This window comes from Collinsella sp. AM29-10AC, assembly GCF_003469085.1.
Taxonomy (GTDB): domain Bacteria; phylum Actinomycetota; class Coriobacteriia; order Coriobacteriales; family Coriobacteriaceae; genus Collinsella.
Genome location: NZ_QSKB01000036.1, coordinates 1 through 18,178, shown reverse-complemented (window position 1 = coordinate 18,178; position 18,178 = coordinate 1). Strand labels below are relative to the sequence as shown.

At 61.2% G+C, this 18,178-nt stretch carries 16 protein-coding genes; 10 read left to right on the top strand and 6 right to left on the bottom strand.

What is annotated here, in order from left to right; all coding sequences use genetic code 11:
* Window positions 1–274: 274 nt before the first annotated feature.
* The gene (locus tag DW754_RS10085; protein WP_117759683.1) at window positions 275–1,135 is read right to left on the bottom strand and encodes a DegV family protein; all 861 of its coding nucleotides are present in this window, start codon (window positions 1,133–1,135) and stop codon (window positions 275–277) included.
* A 156-nt stretch (window positions 1,136–1,291) separates the two neighbouring features.
* Here DW754_RS10085 and DW754_RS10080 point away from each other — a divergent pair, with 156 nt between their 5' ends.
* The 9 genes from DW754_RS10080 to DW754_RS10040 all read left to right on the top strand — a co-directional run bounded on the left by DW754_RS10080 (window position 1,292) and on the right by DW754_RS10040 (window position 10,863).
* Window positions 1,292–1,954, top strand: coding sequence for an HAD hydrolase-like protein (locus tag DW754_RS10080; protein WP_117759685.1), 663 nt, complete (start codon window positions 1,292–1,294; stop codon window positions 1,952–1,954).
* Window positions 1,955–2,008: 54 nt separating this feature from the next.
* Complete coding sequence (locus DW754_RS10075; RefSeq protein WP_117759687.1) at window positions 2,009–3,445, top strand: M20 family metallopeptidase; 1,437 nt, start codon at window positions 2,009–2,011, stop codon at window positions 3,443–3,445.
* A 319-nt stretch (window positions 3,446–3,764) separates the two neighbouring features.
* Entirely contained in the window at window positions 3,765–4,703 is a 939-nt protein-coding gene (locus DW754_RS10070) for a phosphate ABC transporter substrate-binding protein (protein ID WP_117759689.1), read from the top strand.
* Window positions 4,704–4,727: 24 nt separating this feature from the next.
* Window positions 4,728–5,636: a phosphate ABC transporter permease subunit PstC gene (gene pstC / locus DW754_RS10065; protein ID WP_117759691.1), complete on the top strand. Its 909-nt coding sequence runs from the start codon at window positions 4,728–4,730 to the stop codon at window positions 5,634–5,636.
* A complete protein-coding gene (gene pstA, locus DW754_RS10060) occupies window positions 5,629–6,555 on the top strand; it encodes a phosphate ABC transporter permease PstA (RefSeq protein ID WP_199411493.1) in 927 nt (308 codons plus the stop codon). Before pstC ends, pstA begins: the two co-directional genes overlap by 8 nt.
* Window positions 6,552–7,424 (top strand): phosphate ABC transporter ATP-binding protein PstB, encoded by an 873-nt coding sequence (gene pstB / locus DW754_RS10055; protein ID WP_117759695.1) that lies wholly within the window; start codon window positions 6,552–6,554, stop codon window positions 7,422–7,424. Before pstA ends, pstB begins: the two co-directional genes overlap by 4 nt.
* Before the next feature lie 204 nt (window positions 7,425–7,628).
* Window positions 7,629–9,488: an ABC-F family ATP-binding cassette domain-containing protein gene (locus tag DW754_RS10050; protein ID WP_117759696.1), complete on the top strand. Its 1,860-nt coding sequence runs from the start codon at window positions 7,629–7,631 to the stop codon at window positions 9,486–9,488.
* A gap of 6 nt (window positions 9,489–9,494) precedes the next feature.
* Entirely contained in the window at window positions 9,495–10,265 is a 771-nt protein-coding gene (locus tag DW754_RS10045) for a Cof-type HAD-IIB family hydrolase (RefSeq protein WP_117759698.1), read from the top strand.
* A gap of 208 nt (window positions 10,266–10,473) precedes the next feature.
* Complete coding sequence (locus DW754_RS10040) at window positions 10,474–10,863, top strand: metal-dependent transcriptional regulator (protein WP_117759700.1); 390 nt, start codon at window positions 10,474–10,476, stop codon at window positions 10,861–10,863.
* A gap of 279 nt (window positions 10,864–11,142) precedes the next feature.
* On the opposite strand, the gene DW754_RS10035 is transcribed toward DW754_RS10040, so the two are convergent.
* From DW754_RS10035 to DW754_RS10015, 5 genes are all read right to left on the bottom strand, one after another.
* Window positions 11,143–13,095 (bottom strand): heavy metal translocating P-type ATPase, encoded by a 1,953-nt coding sequence (locus tag DW754_RS10035; RefSeq protein ID WP_199411494.1) that lies wholly within the window; start codon window positions 13,093–13,095, stop codon window positions 11,143–11,145.
* 100 nt (window positions 13,096–13,195) lie between these two features.
* Entirely contained in the window at window positions 13,196–13,414 is a 219-nt protein-coding gene (locus tag DW754_RS10030) for a cation transporter (RefSeq protein WP_117759702.1), read from the bottom strand.
* A gap of 62 nt (window positions 13,415–13,476) precedes the next feature.
* Entirely contained in the window at window positions 13,477–13,842 is a 366-nt protein-coding gene (locus DW754_RS10025) for a helix-turn-helix transcriptional regulator (RefSeq protein ID WP_055285819.1), read from the bottom strand.
* 419 nt (window positions 13,843–14,261) lie between these two features.
* Window positions 14,262–15,452 carry a hypothetical protein gene (locus DW754_RS10020; RefSeq protein WP_117759704.1) on the bottom strand — a complete coding sequence of 397 codons (1,191 nt, stop codon included), beginning with the start codon at window positions 15,450–15,452 and terminating at the stop codon, window positions 14,262–14,264.
* Between the two features lie 350 nt (window positions 15,453–15,802).
* On the bottom strand, window positions 15,803–16,771 hold the full coding sequence (locus tag DW754_RS10015) for a 3'-5' exonuclease (protein WP_117759705.1): 969 nt from the start codon (window positions 16,769–16,771) through the stop codon (window positions 15,803–15,805).
* Window positions 16,772–16,942: 171 nt separating this feature from the next.
* Between DW754_RS10015 and DW754_RS10010 the strand changes: the two genes are divergently transcribed.
* Complete coding sequence (locus tag DW754_RS10010; RefSeq protein ID WP_117759706.1) at window positions 16,943–18,031, top strand: putative manganese transporter; 1,089 nt, start codon at window positions 16,943–16,945, stop codon at window positions 18,029–18,031.
* The last annotated feature ends 147 nt before the right edge of the window (window positions 18,032–18,178 follow it).

Sequence of the window (18,178 nt, the reverse complement as noted above, 5' to 3'; positions counted from 1 at the left end):
CTTACACCACATCTCTGCGCGCTACCTGGGCGGCAATGAAGTTGCGGCGTAATGGGAAGCGTTTCGCGGCCTTTTGGCTAAAACGGCCCCTTTTCCGCCGCGACTCCTAAAAAGACGCCGGCGCGCCTTGAGTTGCGGCGCGTCGGCGTGATGGCTTTGTTGTGGCTGGGTGTACTTCGGTTGTTCGACGGCTTTGGCATGTCCGATCTTGCCAGGCAAGCCTTGTTACCGTTTAACGTTTGCCCAGATAAAACCTGCCAAAATAAACCTGTCCCTAATTGGCAGGTTGGTAGCGGGGGCAGTAGCTGATGGCGATGGCATCGACGCCTACATGGGTGGCGATGGTGCAGCCGATGGGGCCAGTGCCGGCGTCTACGTAGTCCTGGCCCGCGAGCGCCTCGTTGACAAGTTCCTGCTCCTCGGCGGCGCCGGTCGTGAGCACGCGCACGCTTGAGCCCGGGTGCTCGTCCAAAAACGCGAGGCAATCTGCCATGGTGTTGGCGACGATGCGCTTGGCGCCGCGGCCCTTTTTGATTGCCTTGATCTCGCCCGATTTCCACTCCGGCGAAACGGCCAGGCGAATGTTGAGCATCTGCGTCAGCTGGCCGGCGAGCTTGGGGGCGCGGCCGTTTTTGACCAGGTTCTCGAGCGTGCGGGGAATCAGCAGCAGGTGGGCTTCGGGCAGCGTCGCGCGGATCTGCGCCTCGGTCTCGTCCAAGCTGCGGCCGTCCTCGCGCATGGCAAGCGCGTACTCCACCAGCAGGCCCTCGGCGCCCGAGCCGGTGCGCGAATCGATGCAGCGCACGTCGAGCTCGTGGGTCTCGGCGACCAGGCATGCGTTGGAATAGCAGGCGGACCACTCGCTGCACAGCGAGATAAAGATCGCGCTGTCGTGGCCATCGGCGCGTACGCGGTCAAACAGCGCCTTGAACTCGCCGGCGCTCGGCTGCGAGGTGTGCGGCAGCTGCTCGGAGCCGGCCATGCGGGCGACGTATTCCTCGGCGGTAATCTGCACCTGGTCGAGCAGGTCCTCGCCCTCGATAATCACATGCAGCGGAATCACGTAAATGCCGAGCTCTTGGGCACGGGCGGGGGAGATGTCCGACGTGGAGTCGGTTATGATGGCAAAAGACATAATTGCACCTTTCGTTGGGGCGCGGCAGCGCCGCCTTCTGAAAGCAAAGTGCGACAAGTATAGTGGAGTTGCTCTACATTGCTAGGTTCAATTGTTGAATAGTCAACAGTTTGAAGCGGTGGTGTGGAAATCATCAACTGGGGAAGAAGGGTGCCGATGGCGGCATTGCAACTTTGCGAGCGGCCGGTTGTGCTGTTCGATTTTGACGGCACGGTGGCCGATACGGGTCGGGCAGTGATGACCTCGACGCGCAAGACGCTGGCTGCGCGCGGGTTTTCGGAGACGCAGATGGGTGATCTGCGCCGCATGATCGGGCCGCCCCTGTGGAAGAGCTTTCACGACTTTTACGGCTTTTCCCGCGAGGAGTCGCTTGTGGTGGCCGATGAGTACCGCGCCTTTTTTGATGAACTGGGACCGGAGGAGTATCCCGTGTTCAATGGGGTCCCCGAGCTGCTGGATGGGTTGGTCGCCCAAGGCAAACGTATGGCCGTGGCGACGTCGCGCATGGAGGCCAAGTGCATCGACATGGTGCATGAGCTCGGGCTCTCTCAGTTTGAGGCGGTGATTGGCATGAATCCGCCGCAGGGACGCGAGACCAAGGCCGATTCGGTCCGCGATGCCCTGGCGGCGCTCGGCGCGACGGCCGACGATGCCGTGATGATCGGCGATCGCTTTAACGATGTGGAGGGCGCGCACGTAATGGGCGTGCCGTGCATCGGCATCTATTCGGGCGCGGCGGCGCCGGGCGAGCACGAGGCGGCGGGTGCCGATGCGGTGGTGCACTCGGTGGCCGAGCTTGCTAAACTTTTCGCTATCTAATGACGTAATGTGAGGGGCGAGCGCGCTCGCCGCTCATTGGTAAGGAGGTCGTCCATGAATCAGGTGGAGCAGAGCGTCGCCGAGTATGTCGACGAGGTCTGGGAAGATGTCGTCGCCGATATCGAGCAGCTGGTGAGCTATCCGTCCGTGGCAGTTTCTGCCGATGCAGAGCCCGGCGCGCCGTTTGGCCGCCCGGTCCGTGACGCGCTCGACTGTGCGCTCGGCATCGCGCAGAAGCTCGGCTATCAGACGAGCGACGACGAGGGCTATGTGGGCATTGCCGATATTCCTGGCCGCGGCGACAAGCAGCTCGCGACCATCTGCCACGTGGACGTGGTGCCCGCCGGCCCGGGCTGGAACACCGACCCGTTTGCGATGGAGCGTCGCGAGGGCTGGCTGCTCGGCCGCGGCGTTATCGACGACAAGGGTCCGGCGGTGCTGTCGCTCTACGCCGGCGCCTATCTGCTCAAGCACGGCATTGTTCCGCGCTACACCTTCCGCGCACTGCTGGGCTGCGATGAGGAAGTGGGCATGTCCGACGTTCACCATTATCTGGAGAACCACGCGAACCCCGACTTTCTGTTTACGCCCGATGCCGAGTTCCCGGTCTGTAATGCCGAGAAGGGCCAGTTTGGGGCGACATTTGTGAGCTCCAAGATCGACGGCGGGCGCATTGTGTCCTGGAGCGGTGCCGAGGCGAGCAACGCCATTCCGTCGCAGTCTATCTGCGAGCTTGCGATTGCCGCCGATGAGCTGCCGGCGCCGGTCGAGAACGGCGACCGCCTGGAGATCACGGCGCTCGATAACGGGCATGCGCAGATTTTCGCCCACGGCATTGGCGGTCATGCCTCGATGCCAGAGGGAACGATCAACGCCGTCGGGCTGATCGTGGCGTATCTGCGCGAGGCCGAGGACGCGTTTGGTGCACGCGACGAGCGCCTGCTGACGCCTGCCGAGCACGAGTTCGTCAAGTTCCTGGCCTTTGTGCATGCGGACGCCTATGGTCGCGGCCTGGGTATCGATGCGACGAGTCCGGCGTTTGGCCCGCTTACCTGCAACGCTGGCGTCATCCGCGTGGCGGATAGCCATATTGAGCAGGTCATCGACGTGCGCTTCCCCGACAGCACGAGTGCCGATACCATCCGCGAGCAGCTCGATCCGCTCGTGGGCCGTTTTGGCGTGACGTGCCGTGTGGGTCGTGCGAAGGTGCCGTTCTCGGTCTCTGCCGACGATCCGGCCGTGAAGGCGCTTATTGATACCTATAACGAGTTTACGGGCAAGCATGCTGAGCCCTTTGCCATGGGCGGCGGCACGTACGCGCGCAACTTTGCCCGCGCCGTCTCGTTTGGCCCCGAGGAGACCGGTCTGGAGCTGCCCGAGTGGGGCGGCCAGATGCACGGTCCCAACGAGTGCGCCAACGAGGAACAGCTCAAGCAGGCGCTCAAGATTTATATCGTGGCGATCTTACGTTTGAACGAGCTTGAGCTTTAAGGCTGCGGCGTTTTAACAACTTAGCACCCCTTTCGTCCGGGCTTTTTAAGTTGCGGTGGAATAGTTCCTAGAATGGGCCATTTGATGGCCAAGCAGGAACTATTTCACCGCAACTTTGTTTTTATTGGTGTAAAAGGCGGGTCATGCTTGGTGGCGGGTTTGTTATTCGTTTGTAAAGCCGAGCCGCGCTTGCGGTAAGGGTCTATCAAAAGCCCGTAAGAAACCGCAGTTGGTGCGGGCGCTGACCGGTCGGGGCCGTATCTTTCCAAACAGCAAAGCGGGCAGGGTGTCCGCGAGTCGCATGTATGAAAGGAAGATCATGCTCGATCAGGCTTATTCTCGTCGTCAGTTCCTCGGCCTCGCTGGTGGTCTTGCCAGCTTCGTGGGCCTCGGCCTCGTTGGTTGCGGCGGCACAGGCGCTTCCAACGCCGCCGACAAGGGCAGCGCCGCTGCTGCCGAGTCCGTCTCGGGCGAGGTGACCTACGACGGCGCCTCCTCGTTCCAGGCGCTCCTCGAGGCCGCTGCCGAGAAGTTCATGGATGCCAACCCCGACGTCTCCGTCTCCGGCTCGGGTAACGGTTCGGGCAAGGGCCTGACCGCCGTCGCCGCCGGCACCGTTACCATCGGTAACTCTGACGTCTTCGCCGAGACCAAGCTCGAGGCCGACCAGGTCAAGAACCTCGTCGACCACGAGGTCGCCGTCGTGGGCATGGGCCCCGTCGTCTCCAAGAACGTCAAGGTCGACGACCTGTCCCTCGAGCAGCTCAAGGGCATCTTCTCCGGCCAGATCACCAACTGGAAGGAGGTCGGCGGCGACGACGCTACCATCGTCGTCCTCAACCGCAAGGCCGGCTCCGGCACCCGCGCCACCTTCGAGGCTGCCGTCTTTGGCGACGAGGCCGTCGACTTTAAGGGCGACGCCGAGCTCGACAAGTCCGGCGACGTCCAGACTCAGATGGGCAGCACCGACAACGCCATCTCCTACCTCGACTTCTCGCACTTCGATGACTCCAAGTTCAACGCCATCAAGGTCGAGGGCGTGGAGCCCAAGAGCGCAAACGTCACCGACGACTCCTTTAAGATTTGGGCGACCGAGCACATGTACTGCGCAAAGGACGCCGACGAGGCCACCAAGGCCTTTCTGGAGTTCATGCTTTCCGACGACGTCCAGGGCAAGCTCGTCGAGGAGCAGGGCTTTATTCCCGTCTCTGCCATGAAGGTCGTCAAGGACGCCAGCGGCAAGGTCTCTGCTAAATAAGCAATCGCCCCGGAAAGGTTTGTAATGGCAAAACAGCTGCCAAAGCGCGACCTTGAGAACGTGGGCCTGGGCGTCACGGGCGCGTGCGTTGCGCTCGTGACGCTTGTCGTTGCCGCGCTCATCTTTATGGTCGCCCAAAAGGGCCTTTCGGCTTTTGTTAAGGACGGCGTCTCGATCGTTGAGTTCTTCACCGGCACCAAGTGGGACCTGGCCAACACGGCCGAAAACGGCCTGCCCTATACCGGCGCCCTGCCCCTGATCGTCACCTCGTTTGCGGTCATGGTGCTCTCCACGCTCATTGCGCTGCCCATCGCCATCGGCTCTGCCATCTTTGCGGTCGAAATCCAGCCTAAGTTTGGTTCCAAGGTCTTTCAGCCGCTTATTGAGCTTTTGACCGGCATTCCTTCGGTCGTCTTTGGCCTGATCGGTTTTCACGTGGTCGTCGGCCTTATGAAAAGCGTTTTCCACGTGAGCACGGGTCTGGGCATCTTGCCCGGCGCCATCGTGCTGGCAGTCATGATTCTGCCGACGATGACCACGCTTTCGGTCGATGGCCTGCGCGCCGTGCCCGACAGCTACCGTCAGGGCTCGCTCGCGCTGGGCTACACCCGCTGGCAGACCATCTGGCACGTGGTGCTCAAGTCCGCCATGCCGTCGCTCATGACCGCGGTCATCCTTGGCATGACCCGTGCCTTTGGCGAAACGCTCGCCGTGCGCATGGTTATCGGCGGCATCGAGGCCATGCCGACGTCGCTGCTGTCGCCGGCCTCGACCATTACCACCACGCTCACCACGTCCATGGCAGTCTATGCCGAGGGCTCGGCCCAGGACGACGTCCTTTGGGCACTTGGCTTGCTGCTGATGGGCATGAGCCTCATCTTCATCCTGATCATCCATCTCATTGGCCGCAAGGGGGCGAAGGCTCGTGGCTAGCACGCGCATCCATATCGATGAGGCGAGACTCGGGCGTGTCCAAAAGCAGGACCGCATCGCCACGGGCGTGCTGACGGCAATCGTCGCCATCGTCATGCTCATCGTCACCTCCATGGTGGCCTATATCCTGTTCGAGGGGATTTCGACGCTGTTTCAGCCGGGCTTTCTCACGCAGCCCTCGCGCGCCAACGGAACCCAGGGCGGCGTGCTCTACCAGCTGTTCGACTCGTTCTACCTGCTGCTGATCACCCTAGTCATCTCGGTGCCCATCAGTCTGGGCGGCGCGGTCTTTTTGGTTGAGTACGCGCCGGACGGGCCCATCCGCGACATCGCCTCCACCGCCATCGAGACGCTGTCCTCGCTGCCCTCCATCGTCGTCGGCATGTTCGGCTTTCTGGTGTTCTCGGTGCAGCTGGGCTGGAAGTACTCCATCATCTCCGGCGCCGTCGCGCTCACCATGTTTAACATTCCCATCCTAGTGCGCGTGATTCAGCAGGCGCTCGAGGACGTGCCGCAGGCCCAGCGCGATGCGTGCCTGGCCATGGGCCTTACCCGCTGGGAGGCCACGCTGCACATCCTGATCCCCGAGGCCATGCCCGCCATCGTGACCGGCATCGTGCTTTCGGCCGGCCGCGTGTTTGGCGAGGCCGCGGCACTGCTCTTTACCTCGGGCATGAGCTCGCCGGTTCGCCTGAACTTCTTGAGTTTTAACCTGTCGAGCCCCACCTGTGCCTGGAACGTGTTCCGCCCCGGTGAGTCGCTCGCCGTGCACATCTACAAGATCTATGGCGAGGGTAGCCCCGAGGCCCAGCAGATCGTCTGGGGCACCGCGGCGCTGCTGATGATTTGCGTGCTGCTGTTTAACGTAGTCGCCCGTATCGTGGGCAAGCAACTGGCAAGGAAGATGACGGCCGAATGAGCGAGATATATGCAATGCCCGCAACCGAGGCGGCCACGTCCGAGACCCAGGACTTTCTGTCGAGTGTGGGGGAGAGCGAGAAGCGCGTGCGCGTGAGCGGCAAGGCCGTGAGCGACGAGGTCGTGCTCTCCACCAAGGACGTCAACGTGTACTATGGCGACCACCATGCGCTGCGCGATACGTCGCTCGACTTTCACAAGGGCGAGATCACGGCGCTCATTGGGCCCTCGGGCTGCGGTAAGTCGACCTTTTTGCGCAGCCTCAACCTTATGAATCGTGAGATTCGCGGCTGCCGCGTGGAGGGCGAGATTAACTACCGCGGGCGCAACGTGAACACCAAGGCCGAGAACACCTACGAGCTGCGTCGGTCCATTGGCATGGTGTTTCAGCAGCCCAACCCGTTCCGCAAGTCCATTCGCGACAACATCACGTTTGCGCCCAAGCGCCACGGCGTCACCGACCGTGACGAGCTCGACCGCATGGTCGAGGAAAGCCTGCGCGGCGCGGCGCTGTGGGACGAGGTCAAGGACAAGCTGGACAAGAGCGCCTATGCGCTTTCGGGCGGCCAGCAGCAGCGTCTGTGCATCGCGCGCACGCTCGCGCTCAATCCCGACGTGATCCTGTTTGACGAGCCCTGCTCGGCGCTCGATCCCATCTCGACGTTGGCGATCGAGGACCTGATGTCATCGATCGTGGCCGACCGCGCCATCGTCATCGTGACGCACAACATGGAGCAGGCATCGCGCGTGTCCAATCGCACGGCATTCTTCTACATGGGCGATATGGTCGAGTACGACGAGACCGACGAGATTTTCCAACGGCCCAAGGATAAGCGGCTGAATGATTACCTCACCGGCATGTTCTCCTAGTCCGGGACATGCTTGAGGCCCGCGGCGGCCATGGTTGCCGTGGGACTGATTGGAGAGGCGGGTCATCTCTTTTGCGAGATGGCCCGCCTTTTGCTCTGCGACCGAAACGACCACCACAAAGGGGACAGGCGCCTTCGTAGTGGTTTGGGGTGGGGCTCGCTGCTATCATGGACAACGTTGAATTTCTACGAAGGAGCAGGGCATATGGCGATTCTTTTGGGATGCGATTCCATCAGCCTAGAGTTTCCCACCAAGCATATTTTCGATAGCGTGACGCTCGGCGTGGGCGAGGGCGACCGCATTGGTATTGTCGGTAAAAACGGCGACGGCAAGTCGACGCTGCTGAGCGTGCTCGCCGGCACGCTGGAACCCGACGACGGACGCGTGACGCACCGCCGCGGCACCACGATCGGACTGCTCGGCCAAAAGGACCAGCTTGTCGACACCGATACCGTACATCATGCCGTTGTGGGCGACACGCCCGAGTACGAGTGGGCCTCGAGCCCCCGCACGCGCCAGATCCTGGCTGGCCTCATTAGCGATGTGCCCTGGGAGGGCACGGTGGGCGAGCTTTCGGGCGGTCAGCGCCGTCGCGTGGACCTTGCGCGCCTGCTGATCGGCGACTACGACGTGCTCATGCTCGACGAGCCCACCAACCACCTGGACATGCGCACCATCAACTGGCTCGCGCGTCACTTAAAGGCCCGCTGGCAGCGCGGTCAGGGCGCCATGCTCGTGGTCACGCATGACCGCTGGTTCTTGGACGAGGTCTGCACCAGCATGTGGGAGGTCCACGACGGCCAAGTCGACCCCTTCGAGGGCGGCTACTCGGCCTACATCCTGCAGCGCGTGGAGCGCGATCGCATGGCCGCGGTTACCGAGGAGCGCCGTCGCAACATGGCGCGCAAGGAGCTCGCGTGGCTAAGCCGCGGCGCCCAGGCGCGTTCCACCAAGCCCAAGTTTCGCGTGGATGCCGCTCGCGAGCTGATTGCCGACGTGCCGCCTGTGCGCGACGAGCTGGAGCTCAAGCGCCTGGCGGTGAGCCGCCTAGGCAAGCAGGTTATCGACGTGATCGACGTGGACGCCGGCTATGCGGATGCCGACGGCGCGCCCAAGCAGGTGCTCTCCGATGTGACCTGGCTTATCGGCGCGGGCGACCGCTATGGTCTGCTGGGTGAGAACGGTGCCGGCAAGTCGACCTTGCTCGACGTGATCCAGGGCAAGATCGCGCCCCTTCGCGGCCGCGTGAAGATTGGCCAGACGGTGCGTTTTGGCGTGCTGTCGCAGCAGCTCGAGGAGCTCGAGCCCTACATGGGCGACACGATCCGCGAGGTGCTCAGCAACTATAAGAAGTACTACGTCATCGACGGCAAGGAGACTTCGCCTGAGAAGCTTTGCGAGCGCCTGGGCTTTACGACGCAGCAGCTCTGGAGCCGCATCGGCGATCTTTCGGGCGGCCAGCGCCGTCGCCTGTCGCTGCTGCTGACGATCCTGGACGAGCCCAACGTGCTTATCCTGGACGAGCCGGGCAACGACTTGGATACCGACATGCTGGCGATTGTCGAGGACCTGCTCGACGGCTGGCCGGGCACGCTGATCCTGGTGACGCACGACCGCTTCTTGATGGAGCGCGTGACCGACCAGCAGTGGGCGCTGCTTGACGGTCATCTGACGCATATGCCCGGCGGCGTCGACCAGTACCTGCGCCTGTGCAACGCCACGGCCGAGGGCGAGCCCGTGGGCGCGCCGAGCGCCAAGACCGGCACGTTCGACACCGGCGCCGCAGCGATTGCAGCCGAAAAGCCCAAGTCGAGCGGCCAGCCCAATGGCCTTTCCAATGCCGAGCGCCAGAAGCTCCGCCGCGAGGTGAGCTCGCTCGAGCGCAAGATGGAGACGCAGCGCGCCCGCGTGGAGGAGGCCGAGGCCGCGATGGCCCAGGTCGATCCCACCAACTACACAGCGCTCGGCGAGCAGCAGGCAAAGATCGACGAGGCCCATGCCGCCATGGACGAGCTGGAGATGGCGTGGCTCGAGGCGAGCGAAAAGCTCGAGGGCGAGGAGTAAACGAGGATGATCAAAGCCGCGTTTTTCGATATCGACGGCACGCTGCTGAGCTTTAAAACGCATCGGATTCCGGCGTCGGCGCAGCAGGTGCTCGACAGCTTTCATGAGCAGGGGATCGCGTGCGTGATCGCCACGGGCCGCCCGACCTATCAGATGCCCGATTGGCTGCTCGACTTGGGCTGGGATGCGTACATTACGCTCTCGGGCCAGCACTGCTTTGATGCCAAGGGCACCTACCGCAGCTGCCCGATCGATCCGGACGACGTCGCGGTGATTGTGGACCAGGTGGCCGAGGGGTGCTACGACTCGCTGTGCATGCAGGGCGAGAACTCGTTTGTGAATCGCCTGTCCGAGCGCGTGGTGGCGGCCGGCAGCAACGCGGGAATCGTCTATCACGAGGAGCCGTTTGACCACGCCTTTGACGCGCCGGTCTACCAGTTTTGCGCGTTTGTGGACCCGGCCGACGAGCATATCGTGGCCGACGCGGTGTCGCATTCGCTCACCACGCGCTGGTGCGACCTGTTCTGCGACATTATCCCCGCCAACGGCGGCAAGGACTTGGGCGTGGCGGCGACGCTGGAGCGCCTGGGTGTCGACGCGAGCGAGGCGATCGCCTTTGGCGACGGCGAGAACGACCTGTCGATGTTCTCGGCCGTGGGCACAAGTGTGGCCATGGGCAACGCGCAGGATACCGTGAAGGCCGCAGCGACCTACGTGACGACCGCCGTAGACGACGATGGCATCTACAACGCCGCGAAGCACTTTGGCCTCGTGTAGCTGCGACCCGGCACTTGGGGACGCTCCTTATCTGCCGGCAGCTGGGGACACTCCTTGCGGGGCGTTCCCATTTTGTTTTCATCTCGCACGTTTTGTGAAACGCGGCTAACTTTTTGGTCAATGCAGTAAGACATGGTCAACTTTTGCGGTAAAGTAAGCCAAGGAAAGTATCCAAAGGCTAACTAGCAATCATCGCGAAAGGCGGCCCATGGCCCTACGTGAATCCGGAGAAGACTATCTCGAATCGATCTACGTCCTATCGGAACGTCAGGGCATCGTGCGCTCGATCGACGTTGCCGAATACTTGGGCGTAACCAAAGCAAGCGTCTCTAAAGCCATGGCGGCCTTGGAGAGCACCGGCTACGTGGAGATGGGCAAACGCGACGTGCATCTGACGGAACGCGGTCTTGAGGTTGCCCGTCAAATGTGGGAGCGCCACTGCTTTTTTGTAGGTCTGCTAGAGGACGCAGGCGTAACGCCCGAGGTCGCGTCGCAAGAGGGCTGCCACATGGAGCACTGCCTGAGCGAGGAGAGCTTCGAGAAGTTGAGGTCGATGTTGGGCCGGGGCGAGGCGACGGATTCAACCTCGGTATCCTAACGGATCCTCAGTAGCGCGGAGTTCACGCAAAGCGCGAACCAGCGACCGGGACCAGCGGCCCTTTCGGCCAAGTCCATTTCAGCAAAGGAGCACCGCCAGCAAGCGATGCCCAAGAACTGCCAGCTACGTCACTGCAGGCCGGGGTCGGGCTTGGTTTTGAAAACAATCCGCAGCGCGAGGCCCGCCTTTCCGTTGCTCCGCAGGAGCAGGAAAGACGGGCCTCATGCGCGAGGACGTTTTCAAAACCAAGTCCGACCCCGGCCGGAGGGACCACGGGTGCTACAGGTTCTTGACACCCATCGCGCGCATGGCGTTCAGGATGGCGATGATCGCCACGCCTACGTCGCCAAAGACGGCAAGCCACATATTGGCGATACCCAGCGCTGCCAGCACAAGGATCAGCAGCTTAATGCCCAGCGCAAAGATTATGTTCTGCCAAACAATCGACATGGTCTTGCGCGCCACGCGGATCGCGCGGGAAATGTTGGACGGCTTGTCGTCCATCAGCACCACGTCGGCGGCCTCGATCGCGGCGTCGGAGCCCATGGCGCCCATGGCAATGCCCACATCGGCGCGCGTAAGCACAGGCGCGTCGTTGATACCGTCGCCGACAAAGGCGAGCTTGCCCTTGCCACTTTCGGCCGCGAGTAGCGCCTCAACGCGCTCGACCTTGTCGCCCGGCAGGAGCTGCGCGTGGAACTCGTCGAGACCGAGTTGCTTGGCCACAGACGCTGCAACCTCCTCGCGGTCGCCCGTGAGCATGACGGTGCGGTTGATACCGGCGGCATGCAGGTCGCGAATCGTTTGCTCCGCATCGGCCTTAACGGTGTCTGCAATCACGATGTGGCCGGCGTACACGCCGTCAACGAGCACGTGGAGGATCGTGCCGACAACCTCACAGTCCGGTGCTTCAACGCCGGCCGCGGCGAGCATCTTGGCGTTGCCAACGACGACGTGCTTGCCGTCGATGGTTGCCGTCACGCCGTGGCCCGCGTCGTTGGCGGAGTCGCTCACGCGCTTGGGGTCGACCTCGCCCTGGTAGGCGTCGCGCACGGACTGCGCGATGGGGTGATCGGAGAACGACTCAGCAAGGGCTGCGACTTCGAGCAGCGACTGCTCGGTATAGCCAGCCTCGGGGTGCACCGCGACGACTGAGAACGTGCCGTTGGTGAGGGTGCCCGTTTTGTCGAAGACGATGGTGTCCACGTCGGCGAGCGTCTCGAGGTAGTTGGAGCCCTTGATGAGAACGCCCAGCTTGGACGCGCCGCCGATGCCGCCAAAGAAACTCAACGGTACGCTGATCACGAGGGCGCACGGGCAGCTGACGACCAGGAAGGTCAGACCGCGCAGAATCCAGTCGGACCAGGCACCGGTGACCAGGCCGCCGCCGAGCGCGAGCACCGCGGCAGCGCCGGTGACGGCGGGGGTGTAGACGCGGGCGAAGCGCGTGATGAAGTTCTCGGTGCGCGCCTTCTTTTCGCTGGCATTCTCCACGAGCTCCAGGACGCGCGCGACGGTGGACTCGCCAAACGGCTTGGTGGTGCGCACGTGGATGAGGCCCGTCATGTTGATGCAGCCGCTGATGATATCGTCGCCGGACTTGGCGGGGCGGGGGACCGACTCGCCCGTGAGCGCGGCGGTGTCGAGCTGGGTTTCGCCCTCGACGATGATGCCGTCGATAGGCACGCGCTCGCCGGGCTTGACGACGATGACGGTGCCGACGGTGATGTCATCGGGGAAGACCTGCTCGAGCGTGCCGTCGGTCTGCTCGACGTTAGCGTAGTCGGGCGCGATGTCCATCATGGCACTGATCGACTTGCGGCTCTTGCCCACGGCGTATGCCTGGAACAGCTCGCCGACCTGGTAGAACAGCATGACAGCGGCGCCTTCGGCCATGTGCGGGTCGGTGTCGGGGAAGAGCACCATGGCAAATGCGCCGATGGTCGCGACGGCCATAAGGAAACTCTCGTCGAAGGCCTTGCCGCGGCGAATGTTATTGAATGCCTTTTGCAGTACGTCGTAGCCGGCAATCAAAAACGGCACGAGGAACAGCACAAAGCTGGCGTAGATGTCGCCCGGGGTGCCGAATGCGGCAGTAAGGGTACCGAGCTCGTCGAGGGCGTACACCACCGCAAAGATGCCTAGCGCTACCAGGATGCGGTTGCGCTTATGCTCGAGTGACTCTTTTTTCTTGCGCTTCTTCTTTTTCTTTTTGGGGTCGGCGGCGGCCATGACTCGTATCCTCCCATTTGAATGTATGAACACTCGCTCATATAACTTCGCGAGCAAAGGCCGCGGCAAGCGCGGCCTTGTAGGTTGGCGTAAACCTGGGCTAGAGAATGATCTCGCAGTCCGGCTCGGCGTCGGCCGTAAACTCTACAACGCGGTTGAGCACCTCGTCGAGCTCGGCGTCGTCGGCCTCGAGCGTCAGCTTCTGGGTCATAAAGTTGACGGACACGGATTTGACGCCCTCGAGCTTGGCAAGTTCGTCCTGAAGCTCGCGCGCGCAGTTGGCGCAGTCGATCTCGTCGAGTTTAAACTGCTTTTTCATGATGGGTTCCTTTCCCTGTTTTGCGGCTTGGGTGCAGGCCGCGCTGGTACCTCGGTTGGTTGCTATTCGCAGATATGGCTCATGCCCTGGTTGAGCATGGTGTAGACGTGATCGTCGGCAAGCGAGTAGAGGATGTTGCGGCCGTCGCGGCGGAACTTGACCAGGTGCGACTGCTTAAGCGTGCGCAGCTGGTGCGATACTGCCGACTGCGAGGTTTCGGTCGCTTCGGCGATGTCGGCCACGCAGAGCTCACGGCCCATGAGGGCATAGAGAATCTTGATGCGCGTGGTGTCGCTGAAGACCTTGAACAGGTCGGCGAGGTCGTAGAGAAGCTCCTCGTCGGGAAGGTCCTCGGGCGAGCAGGTGGTGGGGATCGCGGGCTCGGTGGCCTCGATGTCGGGTTTCGTTTCATCAACGCGGATGCTCATTGCAATATCCTTTCATATGAACATGCGCTCATATAACTTACTTCCGATTATATGAGCGCATGTTCATATGTCAATATCGTTTAGGCAATCCGTCGTACAAAATGATGAGGAAAAGCGGACGAGATTCCGGACTAAGCGGTTTTGATAGGTGATGCCGGGGTGGGTGCCCCTGCGCCGTGCAAAAATTGGAGTATTCTGCAACGATAGGGGGTCTGTTAACTTATCGCAGGCCAAATAATGCAGCTAAAGAGTTGTCTTAGGGTGGTAAACCGATGAGTTCTTCCTCAAATGTTGCCTAACGTTCTCACGCAAGAGTGATTTCGCTTCACTTTTGGATCCACTCGAGGGTGATGGACACCCGGCTTTGCTGAATACTCGCAATTTTGCACGTCGCTAGGGTACCCACCTTGTTAGTCAGCCTAGTTTCCGGCCCCGAAGACCCTGCCCTCGGGCGTGAAGCTGCTTGTTTGGTTGAGTGATGGGCTGTCGAGTCCGACAGTCTGCATGTCATCGATTGCCGGAGCCTTGTTAATCGTCGGATCGTCCAATGTGATGCCTTCGAGCATTGCTTTTTCGAGGTCGATTCGTTGACGCTCTTCGGAATCCTGGCGAAGCTCCTCCTGGATTCGTTTCTTCTCCTCAATAAACCGTCTGAGCACAAACAGTCTCAGGTCCTCTTGCATGATTTGAAAGTCTTTTGGCAGACGCGAGGGGCGTATGCCTTCTTTCCGCTGGATTGCCTCCATGACCCTAACGAAAGAGCTGGCATGCATAAAGGAATAACGGCTGACAGTGATGATTCCGTACCCCATGGACGCAAGCGCATTCTTGCGCTCCTCGTCGATAGCGCGGTCTTCTTCAGCGTCGTGATAAAACCCGTTGTATTCAATATCTGTTCGAGATTTCTTCAGATATGCATCCATAAAGAACTTTTTGCGTCTCGTGAGATTTTTTGCGGCGGCGGTGACCTTCACCTCGTAGTCGGTCTCAATTCCTTTAATGCCAAGCCCTCCTTCGCTTTTGGGCAACGTAAGCATCATGGCAAAGGCCGTTTCCATGGGAGACCGACATCCATCGCGTACACATTGAATCGACTTTCGGGCAAGGGCCAAACCGTCACATCTGGTAATGGAATTAAAGAACTGCTTTAGCCTCTCGGTCGAGGTAAGCGCGAAACGCTCGGTATAGGAGGTTGAAGAGCCGGTTCCTAGGGAATAAGCGCCGCACAGTTCAAAGTAGTACTCCACTAGTTCGCGAAAAGGGAGATAGGTGGCGGCCTGAAGTGCACAAAGCTCAACACCAACAACGAAGATGTCTTCTCCGAGCTCTATAAAGCGTGAGTTTGAGAATCGCTTTGACGAAACGTGGCATTGACAGTTCATCGCGTAGCGCGCGTTCCTGCGATCAAACACCGTTACCTCGAGGGGATCGTTTGCGTCGCGGGCAACATCATGTTTGGCGAGCCATTCTGCGGCTGCGTCGAGGAGTGCTCCGCTGGGGCATGATCCGTAAATTGCGGCAGGGCTGCAGGACTCGATGTCTTTCGCAGACACCGAATGCGCGGCTTGGTAGACCGCTTTTGCAGTGGTATGTGACAATACGATACTCATGGCATATATCGTGTCAGCTAATGCCGTGTTGATGGCGCTGAGTGGAAAAGTCGTTTTAGAGGTCTAACCAAATGCTGTCCAAAAGCTTGACGCAATTATGGGTCGGTACGCCCTAAATAAATGTTTTCGCAGCTTGGCTATAGCATGGAAACACTCAATTGCTGCACATTTGGTATCGGTGCATCGCCATCCGAGTACAAATCACGTGTCGGGAAAGTGCTGAAATAAGTAAAAAATAGGGTTCAGAATTTGTGAAGAGCGGGCCTGCTTATGGAACGTGGGGCGGCCCCGCTGCGGGGTTTCCCGCTGCGAGGCCGCTCGTGAGCAAGCAGTGTTTGTCGCAGGCGTTGCTATTTCGCAAACAGGTTCTTGAGGTTGAACTCGGCTTGGACGGTGCGGAGCATGAGGTCGGTGTCGTCGAGGCCCAGGTGCTGCTCGTTGGCGTCGACGGCGAGGGTGCCGCGGCGGCGCGCCCAGTTCTCGAGCGCAGCGGGCGCGGACTCGCGGGGGAGCGAGCGCACGTCGGCGTCCAGGCTGCGGCAGATCTGGCGCGAGTCGATGACGATGATCTTGCCTGCGCGGCGCGCCTCAGCGTAACCGTCCAGATGAATTTTGAACCAGCTGTCCTCGAAGGCGGCATTATGCGCCATGTACGGGTACTTCTTCATGAGCTTGAGCAGCTGCTTCTGCAGCTCCTTGTTCTCGCGGAACGGCTTTTTGCCGTCGATGTCGTCCCATGTGATGTGATGGATGTTCGATAGCGGCACATCCTCGCCGCGGTAGATGTCGGGCAGGCCGCAGTAGTGTGCCTCGGCGTCATGCGGCACGGCGTCGCTGGTGAGATCCATGATCTCCCAGCCCACGTTGATGATGTAGCCGCGCTCGGGCGCGCGACCGGTGGTCTCGATGTCGATGCCCAGCACCGTGCCTTGGATGGGCTTGCGGGCATAGGCCACGCCGAGTGCGTCGCGGTCGCCGCGGATCTCGCGCATAACGGACGCGGCGGTGCGCTTTTGCATCTTGCCGATGGCGGCGCAGGTGTCGGCGTCGGACAGGCCGCGCGAGAGCGTCGCGGGCGTCACGTTGCGCAGACGCGCCTCGCCAATCTGGTCGCACAGGTCGCGGTTGCGGTCGGCCAGGTCGCGCACGGTGGCAAAGTCGAAGCCGGGGTCGCCCTCGGCGGTAAAGTACTCGGTCTCGAGCACCTTGAGGGCCTCCTCGCCCTTCTGGCGCTCGGACTCCATGGCGCCGTGGTCGCCGTAGATAAACATGGGGATAAACGGCTGGCGCTCGTATTCGAGTGCTTGCGATACGTTCATATGCTACTCCTTGGACGGGCCGCGTTGTGCGGCTCGAGGTTACTGAGTTATGGCGAGATGATAGTTTGCCATAGGCAACTATTGGCACCGCGCCCGGGACAACTACAATACCCTAGTTGACCGCTAGGACTTTTACAATGCTGCCGAAAGACACGAAAGGTTCCGTCCGTCATGGATTTACTGATTGATATTCTGCTCGACGCCGGCAAGGACACGCTGTCGCTGGTGCCGTTTTTGTTGGTGACGTATCTTGCTCTCGAGACACTTGAGCACGTTGCGGGCGACCGCGTCAACGGCGCTATCAAGCGCGCCGGCGCTGCGGGTCCCGTGGTTGGCTCGCTGCTGGGCATGGTGCCGCAGTGCGGATTTTCGGCCATGGCAGCAACGCTGTACGCCGGCCGTGTCGTGACCTTGGGCACGTTGGTGGCGGTGTTCCTTTCGACCTCCGATGAGATGCTGCCGCTGTTGCTTGCCGAGCAGGTTCCCGTGCAGACTATGGCGATGCTTTTGGCTTCGAAAGCGCTGATCGCACTGGTCACGGGTTTTATCGTGGACGCTGCCATTCGCGGCCTGCGCCGTAACGCCCGCGCGCACGCGGCGATTCGCCGTACCGTGCTGGGAACCGCGGCCAATCCGGCCCACGTGAACTGCGCGCACGACGACCACAGCGGCGGTGACATCATCGACGAGGTGGCCGAGGCGGGCGTGAGCGCCGACCACATCCACGAGCTGTGCGAGCGCGACCATTGCGGATGTGATGAAGACGAAGACGAGCACGAACACGGACATGGCCACGATCACGGTCATGAGGGCGAACATGAACACCATGATGGTCACGGTCACTCTCACTCCCACGAAGGGACGCCTGTCCTGTCGATCATCCGCAGTGCGATCTCGCACACCGTGCAGGTCTCGGTATTCATTTTTCTGGTGACGCTGATTCTGGTCGCCGTGCTCGAGACGTTCGGCGAGTCCGCGATCGAGCAGTTCCTGCGCGGCAACGAGACACTCGCTGTCCTGGGTTCGGCGCTTGTCGGGCTGATTCCCAATTGCTCGGCGAGCGTGGTCATTACACAGCTGTATCTGGAAGGCGCGCTGCAACTGGCGCCGATGCTCGCCGGCACGCTCATTTCCGCCGGCGTGGGTTATCTGGTGCTGTTCCGCACCAACCGCAGCGCCCGCGAAAATGCCGTGTTCCTGATCATGATGTACGTCATCGGCGCTGGCTGGGGCCTTATCCTTTCCGCCTTTGGGTTCTAAGTGGATGTTTGGGGCATGCCGTAAAACTAGGACATGCCATAAATTCCACCGCCATGACCTGGGCGTTGGATGCGCGTCAATCGGCAAAACAAAAGGCTCTGTTAGACCATAATTGACATATAGGTGATGCCACCGTGGTATAATTGA

Coding starts and splice junctions, on each gene's coding strand:
- DW754_RS10085 (WP_117759683.1), bottom strand. CDS start 1,135: ATGTCTTTTGCCATCATAACCGACTCCACGTCGGACATCTCCCCCGCC.
- DW754_RS10080 (WP_117759685.1), top strand. CDS start 1,292: ATGGCGGCATTGCAACTTTGCGAGCGGCCGGTTGTGCTGTTCGATTTT.
- DW754_RS10075 (WP_117759687.1), top strand. CDS start 2,009: ATGAATCAGGTGGAGCAGAGCGTCGCCGAGTATGTCGACGAGGTCTGG.
- DW754_RS10070 (WP_117759689.1), top strand. CDS start 3,765: ATGCTCGATCAGGCTTATTCTCGTCGTCAGTTCCTCGGCCTCGCTGGT.
- pstC (WP_117759691.1), top strand. CDS start 4,728: ATGGCAAAACAGCTGCCAAAGCGCGACCTTGAGAACGTGGGCCTGGGC.
- pstB (WP_117759695.1), top strand. CDS start 6,552: ATGAGCGAGATATATGCAATGCCCGCAACCGAGGCGGCCACGTCCGAG.
- DW754_RS10050 (WP_117759696.1), top strand. CDS start 7,629: ATGGCGATTCTTTTGGGATGCGATTCCATCAGCCTAGAGTTTCCCACC.
- DW754_RS10045 (WP_117759698.1), top strand. CDS start 9,495: ATGATCAAAGCCGCGTTTTTCGATATCGACGGCACGCTGCTGAGCTTT.
- DW754_RS10040 (WP_117759700.1), top strand. CDS start 10,474: ATGGCCCTACGTGAATCCGGAGAAGACTATCTCGAATCGATCTACGTC.
- DW754_RS10035 (WP_199411494.1), bottom strand. CDS start 13,095: ATGGCCGCCGCCGACCCCAAAAAGAAAAAGAAGAAGCGCAAGAAAAAA.
- DW754_RS10030 (WP_117759702.1), bottom strand. CDS start 13,414: ATGAAAAAGCAGTTTAAACTCGACGAGATCGACTGCGCCAACTGCGCG.
- DW754_RS10025 (WP_055285819.1), bottom strand. CDS start 13,842: ATGAGCATCCGCGTTGATGAAACGAAACCCGACATCGAGGCCACCGAG.
- DW754_RS10020 (WP_117759704.1), bottom strand. CDS start 15,452: ATGAGTATCGTATTGTCACATACCACTGCAAAAGCGGTCTACCAAGCC.
- DW754_RS10015 (WP_117759705.1), bottom strand. CDS start 16,771: ATGAACGTATCGCAAGCACTCGAATACGAGCGCCAGCCGTTTATCCCC.
- DW754_RS10010 (WP_117759706.1), top strand. CDS start 16,943: ATGGATTTACTGATTGATATTCTGCTCGACGCCGGCAAGGACACGCTG.